Genomic DNA, 17,467 nt, shown 5'->3' with positions numbered 1-17,467 from the left:
AGGACGGTCAAGGGTCCGGAACGTGGAAGCTGCTCGCATTGTCACTCCTCGTGATGGTCGTTGTGGCCGACGTGCTCCACCGGGGTGCAGCGGTGCGGCGTCTTGAGGTTCGCACGCCCGCCGCGACCGCCGCCAGCGAATTCGATCGCGGCACCGCCACGGTCGATCCCGCGCATCAGGCCGTGTCGAGCCTCCTGGCGTCGCCGTGCCACCGCCCGCGCGTCCGGCACTGGTGGACCGCCGCCCCGTACCATCGGGCATCAGGTGGAGCGGCTGCAGTGGCGTGGGCGGCGACAATCAGGGCACGCCACGACGCCGTGCCGGCGACGCGAGCTTCCCGGCGTACGGAGGAAGGACATCCTGTTATGCCGGGCGAACGGTGGGTGCAGGTGCGGCGCGGCGGCGTATACCTCCTTGGCTCGCTGCTCCTGGGGGTCGCCACAGTGCTCGCACTGCCACTGCTGTGCGTGCCGCGGCTCGCCCGGCTCTGGGCGGACTGGCACCGTGACCGCGCCGGCCGGCTTCTCGGTAGGCCATTGGCCTCGCGTCCGGCACAGGGCGCGGCGCGACGCGGAGCGGCCGCGGGCGGCACGTCCCACGCCCTGCTCTGGCTGCCGGTGAACGTCATCACCGGTGTGGCGTTCGGGCTGCCCACGCTCCTGTGCGTGGGCAACATCGTGGTTGCCGCCATCGCCACACCCCTGTGGTGGGCGTTCGCGCCGGAGGACAGGCCACGGCTGTTCATCGACGTCCCGGTCACCGGCTGGACGACCGCCCTCACGCTTGGCCCACTTCAGATCCTCCTGCTCACCGCGCTGGCCTACGTGGGCTTCCCGCCGATGGCTCGCGCGCACGCCCGGATCTGCCTGGTGGTGCTGTCGCACTCGACGAACGAACAGCTCGCCGAGCGGGTAGCCGTGTTGACCCGCACCCGCGCGGACGTGCTCGACGCACACGGCGCGGAGCTGCGCCGCATCGAACGCGACCTGCACGACGGCACCCAGGCCCGGCTGGTGGCCATCGCGATGCGGCTGGCCGTGGCCCGACAGGCTCTCTCCGACAATCCGCGCGACGAGCAGTTCCTGGAAGATCTTCTGCGGGACGCACACGAAGGAACCGAAGAGGCGATGACCGAACTGCGCGACGTGATCCGCACCGTCTATCCGCCGATTCTCGCCGACCGAGGGCTCGACGGTGCCCTGACGGCCGTGACCACCCGCTGCGCCGTGCCGACCCGGCTGGACATCGGCGACCTCGAACGGGTCCCGCCAGCTGTGGAGGCCGTCGTCTACTTCGCCGTGGCCGAGGCGCTGACCAATGTCACCAGACACAGCCAAGCGACCACGGCCGGCGTACGGGTCAGCCGCGCGGCGGACAGCTTGTTGGTGGCGATCACTGACAACGGCACCGGCGGCGCCGACGATCGGCGGGGCACCGGCATTGCCGGGATCCGTCGCCGGGTGCTCGCGCTCGACGGCACTGTCGATGTCGACAGCCCGGCGGGCGGGCCGACGACCCTCACCGTGGAGTTGCCGTGCGGGTGGTGATCGCCGAAGACAGCGTGCTGCTGTCCACCGGACTGGAGCTGCTGCTGGGTCGCGCGGGCTTCCAGATCGCCGCCATCGCCGACGATGCGGCGGGTTTCCTGACGGCCGTGCGGGAGCACCGGCCCGACGTTACGGTCGTCGATGTCCGGCTGCCGCCATCCTTCCGCGACGAGGGAATCCGCGCCGCCCTGCAGGCCCGCCGGGAGCATCCCGGCCTTCCGGTCCTGGTGCTGTCGCAATACGTCGAACAGCAGTACGCCGCCGAATTGCTGTCCAGCACCGGCGGTGGCGTCGGCTACCTGCTCAAGGATCGGGTCAGCCGCGTGGACGAGTTCGTCGACGCGCTGCGCCGCGTCGCCGCCGGTGGTACGGCGATGGACCCCGAGGTCATCGCGCAACTCGTCCAACGCGCCGGTGACCCGGTCGCTGCCCTCACCCCCCGCGAGCGCGAGGTACTCGCGTTGATGGCGCAGGGGCACGACAACACCGCCATCGCTGAACGGCTTGTCGTCAGCGACAACGCCGTCCACAAGCACATCGGCAACATCTTCGCCAAGCTTGGCCTCGCCGTGGCCGACAGCGGCCACCGCCGCGTCCTCGCCGTTCTCGCCTACCTCAACGCTGTGGGCTGATCTGGCCCGGCCTCGTCACTCCCGCCCGCCGATCGCGTCGATCAACGCGGGTCGCATCGCGTACCGGGTGGCCATCCTGATCGCGCCCCAGGAGAGCGCGATGGTGACCGCCACGATCGCGATGAGCCCGGTGAGGGAGATGCTGGGAACGGGCGACTTCGTCAGGCCCAGGCTGATGCCGATCAGCGGCGGGATCGTCGCCAGCAAGCCGAACAGCAGTGCCGAGAGAACCACGATTCTGGCCTCGCCGTTCATCATCGCGCGGAGCTGGTTCCGGCTGGCGCCGATGAGTCGCAGGCTCGCGAACTCGCGAACCCGCGCCGCGGTCGCCATCACCAGGGTGTTCACCACGGCGATCGCGATGTAGCCCAGCAGCACCGTCTGGAACAGCAGGTTCAGCGCCCAGTCACCGGAGCCACCGGACCCCGACGTGGCCAGGAACGCCTCTCGGTCGCCGACCTGGACCGTCGGGTAGCGCTCAAGGGCGCCGCGCAGCGTGCCGGCGAGTGCTACCGGGTCGGTCCCGTCCACCGACCTGATCAGCACGGCGGTGGCCACCCGCGTGGTGGTGTGGGCGACGACAAGGTCGTTGGGCAGGGTGACATCCCCGAAGCCGAGGCCGTTCTCGTAGATCGCCACCACCCGCGGCTCGACCACCGTGCCGTCGCCGAGCCGCAGCTCAATCGTTGCGCCGACGTTCGCCCGGACGGTCTCCGCGACGATCCGGCTCAGCGCCACGGCATCGCCCCGCAGTTCTGCGATGTCGCCCTCGTTCACCGCGAGATCCATGGTTTCGGAGAGCCGTTCGGGCGCCACCCCCTGGGCGGCGAAGACCTTGGTCGCGGTGCTGTCCTCGGATGGGAAGGTCAACAGCACCCGCATCCGGGCCACCGGCGTGGCCACGGAGACACCGGCCACGCCGCGTACGGCGTCCACGACCTCCGGGGATATCCCGGCACCCGACGGCGCGGTCAACACGTGGTCGGCCCGCAGGCCGTCCTCGATCTGGTGCTGGGCCGCCGCGATCGTCGTGGAGGCGCCGAACACCTGCACGGCCGCCAGGGTCACGCCCATGGCCAGCGGTGTGGTGGCCGAACTGAGCCGCCGCCAGTTGGCCCGCGCGTTGGCCTGAGCGAGGAAGCCGCTGGCAGTGGACTGCCGGTTCAGGCGCGAGCCGAACAGCACGATGGCGCCCCGAAGCAGCAGGGGTCCAAGACACCCGAGGGCCACGACGAACAACAGGACCGCGCTTGCCGCGGTGTCGGCGGCCGAGTCGCCCGGCGCCGCGACATTGCCCCAGGTCAACAGCAGCCCGAGCGGGATGAGCAGGACGCCGATGGCCACCCGCATCCGGCCGAACCTCCGGGGCTCGACCGCGGCGTCGCCGAGCGCCTCGACCGGGCTGACGTTGGCCAGCCGGCGTGCGACAAGCCAACCAGCGAGCCGGGCACTGAGCACGCACAGGATCAGCGAAGCCAGGACGGGCAACAACCCCACCCGCATCTGGAAGTCTGGGGGCATCACGCCCGCGAGGACGAACACAGCGCGCATCACGTACGCGAGCAGCACGCCGGGAATCGCGCCGACCACGGCGCCCACCGACGAGACCACTGTCATCTCGGCGCCGATCATCCAGTGGATCTGCCTGGGCGTTGCGCCGATGGCTCGCAGCAGGGCCAGTTCTCGCCTGCGCTGCCGCACCGACAGCGCGAGGGTGCTCGCCACCACGAACACCACGATCAGGACCATGGTGCCGCCGAACGACGCCGCCGTCTCGACCACCAGGCTGCGGGCGTCACCCACGTCCAGGAACTCCACGTCGCCGCGTCCCGCGCCGGTGTGCGCCACCACGCCCGGCACGGCGGCCGTGATGCGCTCGGCCAGCTGCTCCGGGGCAACGCCGGGCGCGGCGAGCACGCCGATGGCGTCCACCCGGCCCGGACGCCCGGACAGCGTGGTCGCCTGGTCGTCGGTGACGAACACCGCGGACTGCCGGTCCAACCCGTCCCCCGGCGCGGTGGCGATGCCCACCACCCGGTAGGACGACGGGAGCGAGCCGACCACGAGCTGCACCCTCGCGCCGAGCGACACGTCGCCGCGCGCGGCGAGGTCGGCGTCGAGCACAACCTCGTCGGGCGCGGAGGGCACTCGGCCGTCGCGCACCCGGAACGGCCCGAGCGCCGCAGCGGACCAGCCGTGCCCGAGCACCGGGAAGCCGTCCGGACCGGCCACCACGTCGCCGTCCGGGGCCAGCACGCTGACCTCGACGTTGACGTCTCCGATAGCCGCCTGCACACCGGGCACCGCGGCGACGGCGGCGACCTTCTCGGCGGGCAGCGTGACACGCTCGCTGTAGCGGACCTCGGCGGACTCGTCCAGCCAGAACGACTGCTCACCGCCGAGGACCACCGCCGCGCCCGCGTACCGCTCGGGGGTCACGCCGGTGCCGAGCCCGGACACCAGCAGCATCCCGCAGGCGGTGATCACTGCCGAGCCAGCGGCGACCGCGATGAAGGAGCCGACGAAACCGCCCGTACGCCCCTTGATCGTGCTCCAGGCCAGCGACAGGTCCCCGGGTAACGGCACCACGAGACGGACCAGCCGCCGAAAGCTGCGGGTCACCACTCGCCCAGGTGCGTCATGCGCGACGCAATCTGCTCCGGAGTGGGTCGGGTCAGCTCGCCCGCGAGCCTGCCGTCGGCCAGAAACATCACCGAGTCGGCGTAGGAGGCGGCGACCGGGTCATGGGTGACCATCAGCACCGTCTGCCCCATCTCGTCCACGACGTGTCGCAGCAACTCCAGAACCCGTTTGCTGGACCGGGTGTCCAGCGCGCCGGTTGGCTCGTCCGCGACCACCACGTCCGGACGGGTGATCAGCGCGCGGGCGACCGCGACCCGCTGCTGCTGACCGCCGGAGAGTTCGCTGGGGCGCCGCCCGCCGTACTCGCTGATGCCGACCGCGGTCAGCACCTGGCTCAGCCACGTCTTGTCGGCCTTCGCGTCCGCCAGCCGCAGTGGCAGCGTGACGTTCTCCTGCACGGTCAGCGCGCCCAGCAGGTTGTACGCCTGGAAGACGAATCCGATCCGAACCCGCCGCAGCTCGGTCAACTCGGTCTCCGACTGCTCGGACAGGTCCGTATCACCCAGCACGACCCGGCCCGACGTCGGCCGGTCCAGACCGGCCGCGCAGTTCAGAAACGTGCTCTTGCCGGAACCGGAGGGGCCCATGACGGCGGTGAAGGTAGCGCGCGGGAACCCGGCCGTCACCGCGTCGAGTGCGCGTACCGCGTTCGTCCCCGACCCGTACTCCTTCGTCACCGAATCCAGGCGCACCGCGTACGGCGATGTCCGGACGGTCGGTATTGCCGGCGTGTCCGGCGAACCGCTCCAGGTGGCCCCGGCCTGCGCGACGCGCCGTCCCGACGGGCCCTTCGTTGATCTCATGCCATCCGACGCTAGGTTCCGCGGCGGTCTGGGCCGATACCCCGTGCCCCCGGACGTCAGGTACAGCTGCCTGTAGTGCCGGTGGTGACGAGCATCCGCTCGCTCAACTGGCCCGCCGTGAGCGTGTACGGCTCGCCCTCCCGGCGCAGCGCTGCGAGCACGTCGAAATCACCCGTTGCGGTCTTCATCCATCCTTGCAGGTTACCTTCTAGGGAAGATATATTGCTTCCGTGGAAGATAAATACTCTGACCTGGCCGCAGCAGTCCCCGTCACTGCCTATGTGGACCCGTCCTGCCCGTTCGCCTGGATCACCTCGCGGTGGCTCATGGAGGTGGCACGGATGCGTCCGATCACGTTGCGGTTCGAGGTGATGAGCCTCGCGGTGATCAACGAGCATCGCGACCTGGAACCCTGGTACCGCGAGTTCAACGACCGGGCGTGGGGGCCGGCGCGGGTGTGCGTGGCGGCAGCCGCTCACCACGGCCCCGCGGCCCTGGAGCGTCTGTACCCGGCGCTGGGGCGCCGGATCCACGACGAGGGCGACAAGGACTTCGACCGCGTGGTCCCGGCGGCCCTGGCCGAGGCGGGCCTTCCCGCCGACCTGGCCGAAGCCGCCCACCGCAGCGACCTCGACCCGCAGATGCGCGCCAGCACCTCCCGCGCTCAACAACTCGTCGGCGAGGATCTCGGCACTCCGACGGTGGTGGTCGACGACGTGGCCTTCTTCGGCCCCGTGCTGACCTCGATCCCCCGGGGTGACGAGGCCGTGCGCGTCTTCGAAGGTGCCCGCCTGCTCGCTGCCTGCGGGGCCTTCTCCGAGCTCAAACGCGCCCGGGCCCATGGCCTCAGCTTCGCGTAGTCCCGTCCGGGCTACCCGCAGACAGGTTTCCCATCGGCGGCCGGCTGCTGTCCTCATGCGCGCGCAGTTCGTCGCCGCCGTGGGCGAGGGCTGCTTCTACGTGACCTTCGTCGTGTATCTGACCCAGGTCAGCCACCTGAGGACGGCGCAGGTCGGCGTCTTGCTGTCCCTCGCGTGGGGCGCCGGCTTTCTCGCTACTCATCCCATCGGCGCAGTGGGCGACCGCATCGGACTGCGGCGGGTGACGATCCTGCTGTCCATGGCCACAGCGGTTGCCCTCCTGGTGCTGGCAAGCGCACCGGGCTTCTTGTTCGTCTGCTCCGGCTGCGTGCTGTACGCGATTGCGCAGAGTGGCGCTGGCGCCACCCGGCAGGCCCTGCTGGTTTCCCTCGTACCGTCCACCGAACTGGTCACCGTGCGGGCAGGCATCCAGACCGCCGTCAATGCCGGCATCGGCATCGGCGCTGCGGCCGGCGGCATGGCGCTCCTGGCCGGTACGCACACCGTCTACCGCGCCGCGCTGGTCGGGAACGCGATGCTCTTCATCGGCAGCGCGGTGGTGCTGATCGGCTTGCCCTCGGGTTCGGGCACCCGGATGAGGACTGGCTGGGGGGATGCGCCACGGGACATCCGCTACGTCGCAGTGGCCGCGCTCAACGCGGTGATGTATCTGTACATGCCCACGCTGAGCGTGCTGCTGCCCCTGTACCTGAGCAGTCGCACAGCCGCGCCCCGGTGGATCGTGGCGGGAGCCTTCCTCCTCAACACCATTGGGGTCCTGGGCTGGCAGCGCCGGACGGCTCGGCGGGTGACGACCCTGGGCGAGGCGACCCGGGCAATCCGCTTCGCTGGCCTCGCGCTCTGCGCCGCCTGCCTACTCTTGTGGACAGTGGCCGCCACCACCGACTCGGCTGTCGCCGCCGGCCTCGTCCTCGCCGCGGTAGCCCTGCAGGTGACCGGTGAGTTGCGACTGGCCGCCGGGTCGTGGAGTGTCGGATTCACCCTGGCCGATCCCGCCCGACCCGGGCAGTGGCAGGGCGTGTACCAGAGCGGCATACCGTTCGCCCGCGCCGTGGGGCCGGCCGCTCTGACCGCTGTGGTGATGGTCTGGTCCGGGCCCGGGTGGCTGGTGCTCGGGCTCACTTTCCTCGCCACCGGGCTTGTCACCACCCTCGTCGTCAACTGGGCCGCCCGCCACCGACCCTTCCCCCCAATCGCCCTCCCGAGGCAAACGGCATGTGCCACAGAAGCCCGACCTCGGGCGCGAGGAGGTGACTGAGATAGCCGAACTGGCTGCCCGGCGGTCGGTCCGGTGGACGCCCAGGATGCGTTCAGCTCGACGGATCTGAGCCACCTGCGCATGGGCACCTGGCAGATGCCCATCATGCTGCGCCAGCCCGGCGCCGTTGCCGAGCTCGCGATGACCGTGACAGCGAAAGCGTGCGTCATTGTCACGAAAGGCGGGTTCGGCAGCCACTACTGGGTCGGAACCTCGCCGGCGTTCCGTTCCCGTGGTGTGGGGCGGGCGCACCGCCCCGGTGCCGGTTCAGACAGTGGACAGCAGGGCGAGGGCGGCCTGCTTGGCGTGGTTGCCGACGTTCGTCCGGTCGTGGTGCGCGGCGAGGAGAGTGGCACCCTCAACCAGCACGAGCAGCTGTCGCCCGAGGGCCTCCGCGTCGACTGCGCCGGCCCGTCGGGCGATCGCGGTCAGGAGGTCGAGGCGGCGGTCCAGGTGGCGGGAGGTGATCGCCCGTACCGCCTCGGCATGGTGTTGGGCTGCGGCGTTCTGCATCGCGCAGCCCCGGAAGCCCGGCTCGTCGTACCAGCGCTGGAGTTCGTCGAAGACGGCAGCGAGTTGGTCGCGCGGATCGTCCCCGGCGGCGGCCACGGCCCCGGCGATCCACGTGGTCACCCGCTCGCTGCGGGCCTCCAGCACCGCCTGGATCAGGCCCTCCTTCGAGCCGAAGTAGCGGTAGAGGGTTTCCTTGGAAGCGCCGACGAGGGCGCACAACTCGGCGACGCCGATGCCGTCCAGGCCCCGCTCGTAGAGCAGCGGGGTGGCCGCCTCGACGATCCCGGCACGGGTGCGTTCCGGGTCGATCGTCGAACCCTTGGGAACTGGCATGACAATGATGGTACCGGTCGGTTCGTTCTACTGCTAACATCCCCCTGAGTTCGTACCGATCAGTTCTATCTACGGAGACGCTGATGGCATCCACCGCGCCTCCCGCGGGACTGTGGCAGGCCGTACGTCTGGCCCTGGGCACCGCCTCCGCGCTCGGCTTCGCACGCTTCGCCTACGGGCTGCTGCTGCCGGCGATGCGCGACGACCTGAACTGGACCCTTGCCCAAGCCGGCGCGGTAGGCGCCGCCAACGGCCTCGGGTATCTGCTCGGCGCGCTGCTGACCACCACGCTGGTACGCCGTCTCGGCGTGGCCGTCGCGTTCCGGGTTGGCATGGCCCTCACCGCCGCTTCGCTGGTCATGACGGCCGTCAGCGGCGACTACCTGGCGCTTTTGGCAGTCCGGACGCTGTCGGGGGCGACCGGAGCAGTGGTGTTCATCGCCGGCGGGGTGCTCGCGTCCCGGGCCGCAACCGCCGCCGCCTCGACCATGCCCATCACGGTGTACTTCGCCGGAACCGGGCTGGGCATCATGGTCAGCGGCGTGACCGTGCCGCTGCTCGGCGCGCACTGGCGGATGGCCTGGGTAGGCCTGGGCGCCGCCGCCGCGCTGGCAACCCTCGGGAGCTGGACAGCGGCCGGCACCGACGACGACCGGCGCGCCGCTGCCGGCCGGGCCCGACTCCGACCGCTCCTGACACCAGCCCTGGCCTACCTGCTGTTCGCCGCCGGCTACATCAGCTACATCACCTTCCTGTCCACCTACCTGGCCGACCGGCACGCCTCCATCGCGCATGTCGTGCTCACCTGGACGGTGCTCGGCGCCGCCGTGGCGGCGGCTCCCGCGGTGTGGAGCCGACCGATCGCCGAATGGCCCGGCACCCGGGCCCTGGCCACCCTGCTCGCCGTCCTGGCCGGCGGGTCGGCACTGGCGCTGACGTCGTCCGCGACCCCGGTCGCCCTGGCCTCCGCGCTCGCGTACGGGGCGACGTTCATGGGCGTGCCGGCCGCCATCACCGCCCTCATCAGAGCCCACACCCCGGCCGTCGACTGGCCCGCCACGCTCGCCGTCTTCACCACGGTATTCGCCGCCGGCCAGACCGCCGGACCGTGGCTGGCCGGCTTGGTCGCCGACCACACCTCCTCCGCGGCCACCCTCGAGTGGACCGCGGTCCTGTGCGCCGCCGCCGCAGCGATCACCCTCGTCGGAGGGCTGTCCTCCCGCGGCGGGCAGCGACGAGCCGGCGGATCCGCCGCGACGGACCACCATTCACAATCGACCGAAAGAGCAGGATCATGACGAACTTCGTCCTCGTCCCCGGGATGTGCCACGGTGGATGGTGCTTCGAGCACCTCACCCGGCGATTGCGCGACGTCGGGCACACCGTCCACCCGCTGACCCTGACCGGCGTGAGTGAACGCCGGCACCTGCTGCAGGGCACGGTGAACCTCGACACGCACATCCAGGACGTCATCGCCGTCCTTGAGGGCGAAAACCTGCGGGAGACGGTACTGGTCGGGCACAGCTACGGCGGAATGGTGATCACCGGAGCCGCCGACCGGGCGCCGCACCGGGTCGACTCCCTGGTCTACCTGGACGCGGTGGTGCCCGGCGACGGTGACTCCTGCTGGTCACTCGTCTCGGACCAGGAACGGAGCTGGTATGCAGACGTGGACGAGACCGGATGTGCGTCCCGGCCGCTGCCGTTCTTCGACGCCCGGGCGACGGCACACCCGATCGCCTCCGTGCTCCAACCGCTACGGCTCGCCGGCGCCCTGGCGCACATCCGCCGCCGGGACTACGTGTACGCCGCCGGGTGGGCCGACCAGTCGCCGTTCACCCCGACCTACCGCAGGCTGAGCGAGGACCCCCGCTGGACCACGCACGCGCTGGCCGCCGGCCACAACCTCATGCGCGACGCCCCGGACGAGCTGGCGAGGATCCTGATCGACGTCGCCGCGTCCCGCTGATCGGCGCCTCCGCCGGCGCCACCGGGCGACGTCCGGCGGCACCCGCGGAGGCGTACCGCGGGCGTCCAGCCGAGCCCGTTCGGGAACGGCTCCACGCGACGTGCACGATTTCGCGCGTGGCGGATGCAGCGGAATCCTGACGGATCCGGCTGAGCCGGGACCTCAGCTGCCCGGCTCTGCACGGAACTCACGACCAGTACGCGGGCCTAAGATCCGCTGCTATGGTCCGCACCACGCCTCCGCGTCCCCTGGACATCACCGCCCTCTTCCCCGAACTGCGGGACCATTCCCGCACCGCTACCCGCCTGCATCCCCGGCCCGGCGCTCCGACCGTCAGGGACAGCTCGGTCGGCGGACCGCTGCTGTGGCCGGCCAACGAGGAATGGCCGGTCTGCGACGACGCCGGGGCGCACGAGCCGTACAACCTGACCACCCCTGCCGCTCTGCGCCGCAGGCGGGAGATCTTCGCGACCGCAGAGGCCCGGGAGCGATTGGCGGGCGGGGACTTCTTGACCGCGGAGGAGCGGGCCGAGCTCGATGCGGCCGACGCTCTGGACCTGGACGACCTGATTGAGAATCCGATCCCGTTGGTCCCGGTCGCGCAGCTGTACCAGCGAGATGTCCCGGACTACGTCGGTCCGGACGGCACCGACCTGCTCCAGGTGCTGTGGTGCCCGGTGGACCATTCGGATCGGCACTACGGCCCTCGCGTCTTCCTCTACTGGCGCGACAGTTCCACCGTCGGCCCGCTGCTCGAAGCGCCTCCCGAACCGCCGGTGATCAGCGACATGTACCTGCCGATTCCGTGCGTGGTGCACCCCGAGCAGGTCCGCGAGTACCAGTACGCCGATCTGCTCCCCGATGACCTACGCGAGCGGCTCGACGAGTGGGATGACGACGAGGACGACAGCCGTCCCCACTATCAGAGCGACTTGTCGCTGGCGCCGGGCTGGAAGGTCGGCGGCTACGCGAACTGGTCGCTGACCGATCCGTACCCGATGGACTGTGCTGCCTGCGGCACCGCGATGACCTTGACTTTTGCCGTGGACACGGGCGACTGGAACGGCATGCACTGCAGCTGGCGCCCGCTCGAGGAGAACCCGACCGCGTCCCCGGACGTCGTCGGCGTGCAGATCGGGCGCGGCTACTCGCTGTACACCTTCCGCTGCCCCGAATCATTCGATCATCCCCCGGCCACCGCCATGCAGTGAAGCAGCCTCCGGCCATCGCTTACCGGCCTCCGCAACCAGAAACGCCACCACCGTGAACTCTCAGGGTCGCGCCAGCAACCGGCGGCGTGCTCGCCGGCACGCACGTCCGGCCGGTCGAGCAGTCCGAACGGGTCGCGGCGCACGCCCCTAACCTCACCTGGTTCGCTCGATGACGCCGGCCGTGCCGAGACCGTTGGTCGACACTGCGCCGCTACCCCAGAAGGACGAGGCGCCCGGGACGTTGGCCAGGGCGTCAAGGCTCGGGTCACTGCCGTCGACCTTCGGCCCGTACGCGACACTCCACCGGCCGCCGGTGTAGCGCAGCAACAGCGTGCCCGGGTACTCGATGTACGGCGGGATCGGATTCGTGCCGCTGATCCACACATTGCCGTTCGCATCACCGGCAACGGCGTACGCCCGGCCATCGGCTGCCGGTCCGGCCAACCGCTGCCACGTCCTGCCATTCCAGTGCAGGATGACCGGCTTGGGAGCGGAGTCGTAGTCCTGGGTGCCGACGGCCCAGGCGTCGGTCGACGAGCGAGCCCAAACACCGGTCAGCTGAGTGCTGGGAATCGATGGCAACGCCGCCACCCGCCACGCGCCACCGACCCGCTGCACGATTGCCGGCTCAGGGTAGGGGGCGTCGGCGACGTACCTGTCTCCGGCGGCGAACACGCTGCCGTCCTGAGTGCTCGAGACCGTTCGCAGGACGCCGTTGTACTGCTCCGTCCCCGGCACCGCCACCCGGTTGAACTGACCGGTGTCGCCTTCGACGACGAGCGGCCCGGAGCCGTCGTGGCCGACAAGCACCGCCCGCCCGCCGCCGGTGGCCGCCACGTCCAGCAGCGCCGACGGCCCTGCCGAGGTGCCCAACGGTGTGTGTCCCGTCCAGGTCTGGCCGTTGAAGTGCCCGGCATACGGCTGGCCGAGCTTCCCGATGCCCACCGTCCAGACGTCGCCGGCACTCGACGCATCCACCTTGTACAGCAGGAACGCCTCGTGCGGAAGTCGCCGTTCCGTCCACGCCTGCCCGTTCCACTGCAGCAGCGCGTATGGCTCGTCGATCGAGAATCCCGTGTAGGTCGACGCCTGATAGCCGACCGACCAGGCATTGCCCGGGCCGGTGGCGACCACGTCGGTCAACCGGCTGTCCAGGATCAGCGAAGGCACCGTCGCCCTCCACGCCGAAGGGGTGGCGGCCACGACCGCCATCGCCGGCAGGAGCGATGCGCCTGCTGCCACTGTGGCGAGCGTCGCCGCCGACAGCCCGCGCCGTGCCAGTGATCCCATGATCGCCCTCTCCCTCGATGGGTGGATGGCCTTCAGCATCGCGCTCGTCAATGGCTTACGCGCGCCCGATTCGTCTTCCGTAACGAAGGCGTAAGAACGTCGTTTCGCGCGCTGCTGCCTCCTGACCAGCCAATCCCATCGCCATGGCGGTGATGTCGTGGTGCTGGTGCCGGCGTCTGGGTCGGGTCTCGCTCTTCACCCCGGCGGCGCTCGGAAACCACGTGGCCGCTCTGCTCAGCGCCTCGGGTGCCGACACCACCTTGCGGGCCCGTGGATAGCCCCGGCCTGCCCTCCGATCCGGAGCTTCGGCCAGGCAGTCCGAGCTCGTGTGTTGCAATGTCGGCGCCGGCCCTTCCTGGTCTAGGGCTGGATGTCGTTGGAAAGGTTGATCCGGATCCCCGTGTTGCGGTATCCGGCGCGACCGAAAGCGGCCGCCATAGGCGCGTTGCCCATGTCGGTGGTGGCGGTGATGCGCGACTCCCCATTGGCTGCGTGAAGGCGGGTGATCTCGGCGAGCACCTCGTCCACGTAGCCGCGCCCGCGGAACTCCGGCACCACCCCGAGATAGCCGACGTTCACGTTGTACGAGGTCGCGGAGGGAATCGCCATGCCCGCCACCTCACCCTCGCGCGTGTAGGCGATCCGCCACCACTCCCGCTTGCCCGGCGCCCTGAGATAAAAGTCCATCTCCTCGCGCGCGGTCGCGTCCACGCCCTTGGCGGCCAGGTTCGCACGGGTCTGGGCATCCAGGCTGCCCTCGGCGATTCTCCTGAACACCGCGAGGAACTCCTCGTCGGAGGCCTCGGTGAACCGCAGCCTGCCAGCCGCGGGCGGCACCCCGTCGGCGGGAACCCACTCGAACTGCAACCGCTCCACCTCCCGGGTGAGGCCCGCCGCATGCGCCGCCGCCCGCCGCCACTCCACGGCCGCCAAGGTGGCCGGATCCTCGCGCCAGCCACCGGTGACCTTGATCCTGTACTGCACCGGCTCCGGGAACCCGGCCAGCGCGGCCCTGATCAGCTCGGCGGCGACCGCGGCACGGTCGCCCACGGCAGGATCCACGTCGAGGCAATCGAGCGCGACCGGATGCGGGCTGCCCTTCGGCCCCCACCACAATGCCCGTCCCACGACCCGGCCGTCATGCTCGGCGATCCATGTCCAATCCGGTCGGTACATGCCCTCGGCCAGGTCGGCCCGGTAACGGTCGGCGGGGATCCACCCAACGGGCTCGGTCACGATCCACGAGGTCACGCGGTCGGGGTCTGCGGGGCCGGTAACGCGGTAGGAGATCACGTGCGAAGGCTAGCGAACTCAGCATTATGCTCGTACGGGCCGAGAAGGGCTCCTTTCGGTTAGCTGCAGCATGGCTCCATTGCCTGCGGCTCAAGTCCCTGCGGACTCAGACGGATCTCGTCGTCGACCAGTCGTAGACCGCCCAGCCTCCCCGACGGGGGACAAGGTGGAGCGCCGTACCGGACGAACGACCTTGGGCCCGTCCGGGGAGGCTGGTAGCCCTTGTGGTGCCGGCGAGGTGACCCGCGGTGGTATCTCTGGGGAGGGTCGGGGTTCGGGGCGGAGACCGGAGGTCTTCAGGGTCTTTGTGTCCCCGCGGTGTGGCTGGCCGGCCCGGCCGATGCCGGCCGGACCGACCCGATTCTCGGACCAGTCCCGTGACCTGTGTCGGGACAGCCGGATTCGAACCGACGACCCTTTGTTACCAACCGTAGTCATCCCGGCCTTGTCATTGATTGCCGAGAATTGGCGTAGGCGGCACAGACACGATCAAGCAGCGGCCGCTTCTTGTCACTGGTTGTCAACGACAGGTGGCGGTTTCGGGGGGGTAACGGGGCAGACGGACCGGACGTCGCCAGGGTGCAACCGCGCCCGTCGCCCTACATCGGCGCCTCCCGCCACCAAGAGAACGGCGTGCCCCCTCCATCGCGACCCGTGTACCGCAGGCATGGGGGTACGGGTCGGTGGGGCGAGTTGCACCTCAACCGCATGGTCAGTGCTGTTGTTGCTCTGCGGCTGTGTTGACCAGTGATGGGTTCTGACAACGGCCCCGCCAACGGATCAGCCGCTTCGACGGTTGCCCCACTGGCGCGGGCTCTGGACCGAGCCTCGGCCGCCGAGGTGCTGACCCTTTCCATAAGGTTGAGGCGAGGCGACCTTGCCCTTCGCGCGCCGGGCAGCCCGATTTTCGTGAACGGCAGGCTGGTCGGCCTCGGCGGTGGTTGAGGATTCGGCATCCGCCGCGTGGTCGTCCTGGACGGGCTCAGACTCCGGCATCGGGTTCTCCCTGCGTTGGTGGACCGTCCTGCGGACCATCGACAGCCGACGGACGCGGATTAGTCGACGCCGGAGTGGGCACCATGACAATATCGCAACGCCGAGCCCGTCCGATCGACGGTCTCAGCCTCGACGGGTTGTTCGCGTAGTGCCGCCAGTCACGGACAGCGCGAAGCACCTTTACGGACCTTTTCAAGCAGCCATTTGTCAGGCGGCGGTGAACCCGCCGTCGACTGCGAGGGCGGCCCCGGTGATGAACGAGGCGTCGTCACTGAGCAGGAACGCGGCGAAGGCGGCGATCTCCTCTGGCTCGCCGATCCGGCCGATCGGGTGCATGGCCATGGCTGCCTCGATTGCCTCCTCGGCCGAGTCGCCCATGTTGCGGCGCAGCAGTGGCGTGTCGACCCCGCCGGTGACCAGGGCGTTCACCCGGATACCGCGGGCGGCGGTGTCGAGCGCGACCGAGCGGGGTCAAGCCAACGACGCCGTGCTTGGCGGTCGTGTAGGCGGCCATGCCGGCCTGCCCCACCACGCCGGAGACCGACGCGTTGTTCACGATGGCGCCTCCACCAGAAGCCTCCAGCGAGGGAATCTCGTGCTTGAGGCTGTAGAACACGCTGCTGAGGTTGAGGGCCAACTCGCCGTCCCATGCCTCACCGCTGAGGTCGGTGACCAGCCCCATGGCGGTCGCTGCGCCGACGTTGTTGAAAACGCCGTCGAGACGGCCGTAACGCTCGACCGCCCGCCGCACGACGGCGGCCACCTCGGCCTCCACCGTGACGTCGGTGGGCACGAAGATCGCGTGGGGCAGGCGCGAGGCCAGCTCGTCGCCAGCCTCCTTGCGGCCGGCGTAGCCGGGCACGAACGGGGTCCGCACTGTGATGCCACGTCCGGCGCCGGCGGCGTACGCGCCGGGTTCGCCATTGCCGCGCAGCAGGGCAAGGCTGCCGCCGTCACGGACGGCGTCCACCACCTGAGGGCCGACCAGCGCGGCGTCAACGAGCGCGTCCACACCGGCGGGTTGGGTGGCACGGATCCGCCGGGCGACGTCATCGCCGCGGGCGACGATCTTGGCTGCGCCCGACTTGCGCACCATGGCCTCGTCGGCAGGGGCAGCGTCGGCGATCACGACGAGGCCGGCCGCCGCGGCCATCTGCACCACATATCCGCCGACGGCACCGGCTGCCCCGGTCACGGCCAGGACCGCGCCTGGCTCCAGAGCGAGCTGGTCGAGAGCGAGCAGGGCGGTCAGCCCGTTCAGCGGCAGAGTCGAAGCCGTCGCGTGATCGACGTCCTGCGGTGCCCGGGTCACCGAGCCGGCGGGAGTTGTGCCCGCGACCAGGACCCGCACGTGGGCGGTCAGGTCCCGACCGGTGAGGCCGCCGTCCACCAGGTGAACCGGTCCGGTCGAAAAATCATCGGCGCACCGGACAACGAGACCCGGTCCCGCCATCGACTCCCTCTCGGACAACATCGTTCGATAAATAGGGAGCGACGAGTGACGAAATGGAGACGGACGGTACGGCGCGGATCGGTTCCCGTCCTGGCCCTGTCCCTGGCGATGGGCGGTGCCGTACCAGCCGCTGCCACCCCCCAGCCGGGCGGCGACCGGTCGGGCGACCGCCCGCCGACGGGTGCGCTTTCCGGCGAGCGGACCGTGCCGGTCATGGCGGTGCGGTCCACGGCGGCGCTGGACGGGCAGAACGCGGCTCCGGCCGGCCAGCAGTTCCGCTTCCCGGTGACGGTGCAGCGGCAAACCGGGGCACCGCGGGCAACCACGGTGGGCCTGACCCTCGACGTTTCCTACGACGGTGGTCACACGTGGCAGCCGGCCCGTCTGGTCCGCAGCGGCAACACCTGGACCGCGACCGTGGACCACCCGGCCGGTCACGGGTTCGCCTCGCTTCGGGCGTTCGCCGTGGATTCGGCCGGCAATACGGTCCGTCAGACGATCGTCAACGCGTACCGACTGAAGGGATGACCTGCGGGTGCTGTTCCGAAAGAGCGACAAGGCAGCGGCCGACGAGGAATACACCGCGTACGTCCGCACCACGATGGACCGTTGGCGTCGGGTCGCGTACCTGATGACCGGTGACTG

At 70.3% G+C, this 17,467-nt stretch carries 16 protein-coding genes and 1 pseudogene; 8 read left to right on the top strand and 9 right to left on the bottom strand.

Annotation, left to right across the window (positions count from 1 at the left end; translation table 11 throughout):
• Nucleotides 1-41: 41 nt before the first annotated feature.
• Entirely contained in the window at nt 42-176 is a 135-nt protein-coding gene (locus tag ACGGAQ_RS20925) for a hypothetical protein (protein WP_393051656.1), read from the bottom strand.
• Nucleotides 177-365: 189 nt separating this feature from the next.
• Between ACGGAQ_RS20925 and ACGGAQ_RS20920 the strand changes: the two genes are divergently transcribed.
• On the top strand, nt 366-1,547 hold the full coding sequence (locus ACGGAQ_RS20920; protein WP_393051654.1) for a histidine kinase: 1,182 nt from the start codon (nt 366-368) through the stop codon (nt 1,545-1,547).
• Nucleotides 1,535-2,179: a LuxR C-terminal-related transcriptional regulator gene (locus ACGGAQ_RS20915; protein WP_393051653.1), complete on the top strand. Its 645-nt coding sequence runs from the start codon at nt 1,535-1,537 to the stop codon at nt 2,177-2,179. The genes ACGGAQ_RS20920 and ACGGAQ_RS20915 overlap by 13 nt, the downstream gene beginning before the upstream one ends.
• A gap of 15 nt (nt 2,180-2,194) precedes the next feature.
• Here ACGGAQ_RS20915 and ACGGAQ_RS20910 read toward each other — a convergent pair whose 3' ends face one another.
• The 3 genes from ACGGAQ_RS20910 to ACGGAQ_RS20900 are packed head-to-tail and all read right to left on the bottom strand — an operon-like array spanning nt 2,195 to nt 5,813.
• The gene (locus tag ACGGAQ_RS20910; RefSeq protein WP_393051651.1) at nt 2,195-4,801 is read right to left on the bottom strand and encodes an ABC transporter permease; all 2,607 of its coding nucleotides are present in this window, start codon (nt 4,799-4,801) and stop codon (nt 2,195-2,197) included.
• Nucleotides 4,798-5,625 (bottom strand): ABC transporter ATP-binding protein, encoded by an 828-nt coding sequence (locus ACGGAQ_RS20905; RefSeq protein WP_393051650.1) that lies wholly within the window; start codon nt 5,623-5,625, stop codon nt 4,798-4,800. The genes ACGGAQ_RS20910 and ACGGAQ_RS20905 overlap by 4 nt, the downstream gene beginning before the upstream one ends.
• Before the next feature lie 56 nt (nt 5,626-5,681).
• Nucleotides 5,682-5,813, bottom strand: a complete 132-nt coding sequence (locus ACGGAQ_RS20900) for a hypothetical protein (RefSeq protein WP_393051648.1) — start codon at nt 5,811-5,813, stop codon at nt 5,682-5,684.
• A 42-nt stretch (nt 5,814-5,855) separates the two neighbouring features.
• Between ACGGAQ_RS20900 and ACGGAQ_RS20895 the strand changes: the two genes are divergently transcribed.
• Together ACGGAQ_RS20895 and ACGGAQ_RS20890 are read left to right on the top strand one after the other, a co-directional pair.
• Nucleotides 5,856-6,485: a disulfide bond formation protein DsbA gene (locus ACGGAQ_RS20895; protein WP_393051646.1), complete on the top strand. Its 630-nt coding sequence runs from the start codon at nt 5,856-5,858 to the stop codon at nt 6,483-6,485.
• Between the two features lie 55 nt (nt 6,486-6,540).
• The gene (locus ACGGAQ_RS20890) at nt 6,541-7,764 is read left to right on the top strand and encodes an MFS transporter (protein ID WP_393051645.1); all 1,224 of its coding nucleotides are present in this window, start codon (nt 6,541-6,543) and stop codon (nt 7,762-7,764) included.
• 267 nt (nt 7,765-8,031) lie between these two features.
• Here ACGGAQ_RS20890 and ACGGAQ_RS20885 read toward each other — a convergent pair whose 3' ends face one another.
• Nucleotides 8,032-8,610 carry a TetR/AcrR family transcriptional regulator gene (locus ACGGAQ_RS20885; protein WP_393051644.1) on the bottom strand — a complete coding sequence of 193 codons (579 nt, stop codon included), beginning with the start codon at nt 8,608-8,610 and terminating at the stop codon, nt 8,032-8,034.
• 83 nt (nt 8,611-8,693) lie between these two features.
• Here ACGGAQ_RS20885 and ACGGAQ_RS20880 point away from each other — a divergent pair, with 83 nt between their 5' ends.
• From ACGGAQ_RS20880 to ACGGAQ_RS20870, 3 genes are all read left to right on the top strand, one after another.
• Nucleotides 8,694-9,908 carry a YbfB/YjiJ family MFS transporter gene (locus ACGGAQ_RS20880; protein ID WP_393051642.1) on the top strand — a complete coding sequence of 405 codons (1,215 nt, stop codon included), beginning with the start codon at nt 8,694-8,696 and terminating at the stop codon, nt 9,906-9,908.
• Nucleotides 9,905-10,579: an alpha/beta fold hydrolase gene (locus ACGGAQ_RS20875; protein WP_393051640.1), complete on the top strand. Its 675-nt coding sequence runs from the start codon at nt 9,905-9,907 to the stop codon at nt 10,577-10,579. Before ACGGAQ_RS20880 ends, ACGGAQ_RS20875 begins: the two co-directional genes overlap by 4 nt.
• 221 nt (nt 10,580-10,800) lie before the next feature.
• Complete coding sequence (locus ACGGAQ_RS20870; protein ID WP_393051638.1) at nt 10,801-11,790, top strand: hypothetical protein; 990 nt, start codon at nt 10,801-10,803, stop codon at nt 11,788-11,790.
• A gap of 153 nt (nt 11,791-11,943) precedes the next feature.
• On the opposite strand, the gene ACGGAQ_RS20865 is transcribed toward ACGGAQ_RS20870, so the two are convergent.
• The 4 genes and pseudogenes from ACGGAQ_RS20865 to ACGGAQ_RS20850 form a co-directional block, all read right to left on the bottom strand.
• Entirely contained in the window at nt 11,944-13,080 is a 1,137-nt protein-coding gene (locus tag ACGGAQ_RS20865; RefSeq protein ID WP_393051636.1) for a hypothetical protein, read from the bottom strand.
• A gap of 360 nt (nt 13,081-13,440) precedes the next feature.
• Complete coding sequence (locus ACGGAQ_RS20860; RefSeq protein WP_393051634.1) at nt 13,441-14,373, bottom strand: GNAT family N-acetyltransferase; 933 nt, start codon at nt 14,371-14,373, stop codon at nt 13,441-13,443.
• A 1,203-nt stretch (nt 14,374-15,576) separates the two neighbouring features.
• On the bottom strand, nt 15,577-15,798 hold the full coding sequence (locus ACGGAQ_RS20855) for an SDR family oxidoreductase (RefSeq protein ID WP_393051632.1): 222 nt from the start codon (nt 15,796-15,798) through the stop codon (nt 15,577-15,579).
• A gap of 100 nt (nt 15,799-15,898) precedes the next feature.
• Nucleotides 15,899-16,465: pseudogene (locus tag ACGGAQ_RS20850) on the bottom strand (SDR family oxidoreductase); the annotation flags it as partial.
• A 402-nt stretch (nt 16,466-16,867) separates the two neighbouring features.
• Here ACGGAQ_RS20850 and ACGGAQ_RS20845 point away from each other — a divergent pair.
• On the top strand, nt 16,868-17,350 hold the full coding sequence (locus ACGGAQ_RS20845) for a hypothetical protein (RefSeq protein ID WP_393051630.1): 483 nt from the start codon (nt 16,868-16,870) through the stop codon (nt 17,348-17,350).
• Nucleotides 17,351-17,467 lie beyond the last annotated feature (117 nt).

This window comes from Micromonospora sp. NPDC047557 (assembly GCF_043205095.1).
Classification (GTDB): domain Bacteria; phylum Actinomycetota; class Actinomycetes; order Mycobacteriales; family Micromonosporaceae; genus Micromonospora.
This window is presented reverse-complemented; position numbering and strand designations above follow the sequence as displayed.

Bases quoted from the DNA above. Each gene is read 5' to 3' on its own strand.
- ACGGAQ_RS20900 (WP_393051648.1), bottom strand. From the start codon at position 5,813: ATGAAGACCGCAACGGGTGATTTCGACGTGCTCGCAGCGCTGCGCCGG.
- ACGGAQ_RS20905 (WP_393051650.1), bottom strand. From the start codon at position 5,625: ATGAGATCAACGAAGGGCCCGTCGGGACGGCGCGTCGCGCAGGCCGGG.
- ACGGAQ_RS20865 (WP_393051636.1), bottom strand. From the start codon at position 13,080: ATGGGATCACTGGCACGGCGCGGGCTGTCGGCGGCGACGCTCGCCACA.
- ACGGAQ_RS20925 (WP_393051656.1), bottom strand. From the start codon at position 176: ATGCGCGGGATCGACCGTGGCGGTGCCGCGATCGAATTCGCTGGCGGC.
- ACGGAQ_RS20870 (WP_393051638.1), top strand. From the start codon at position 10,801: ATGGTCCGCACCACGCCTCCGCGTCCCCTGGACATCACCGCCCTCTTC.
- ACGGAQ_RS20880 (WP_393051642.1), top strand. From the start codon at position 8,694: ATGGCATCCACCGCGCCTCCCGCGGGACTGTGGCAGGCCGTACGTCTG.
- ACGGAQ_RS20890 (WP_393051645.1), top strand. From the start codon at position 6,541: ATGCGCGCGCAGTTCGTCGCCGCCGTGGGCGAGGGCTGCTTCTACGTG.
- ACGGAQ_RS20885 (WP_393051644.1), bottom strand. From the start codon at position 8,610: ATGCCAGTTCCCAAGGGTTCGACGATCGACCCGGAACGCACCCGTGCC.
- ACGGAQ_RS20920 (WP_393051654.1), top strand. From the start codon at position 366: ATGCCGGGCGAACGGTGGGTGCAGGTGCGGCGCGGCGGCGTATACCTC.
- ACGGAQ_RS20875 (WP_393051640.1), top strand. From the start codon at position 9,905: ATGACGAACTTCGTCCTCGTCCCCGGGATGTGCCACGGTGGATGGTGC.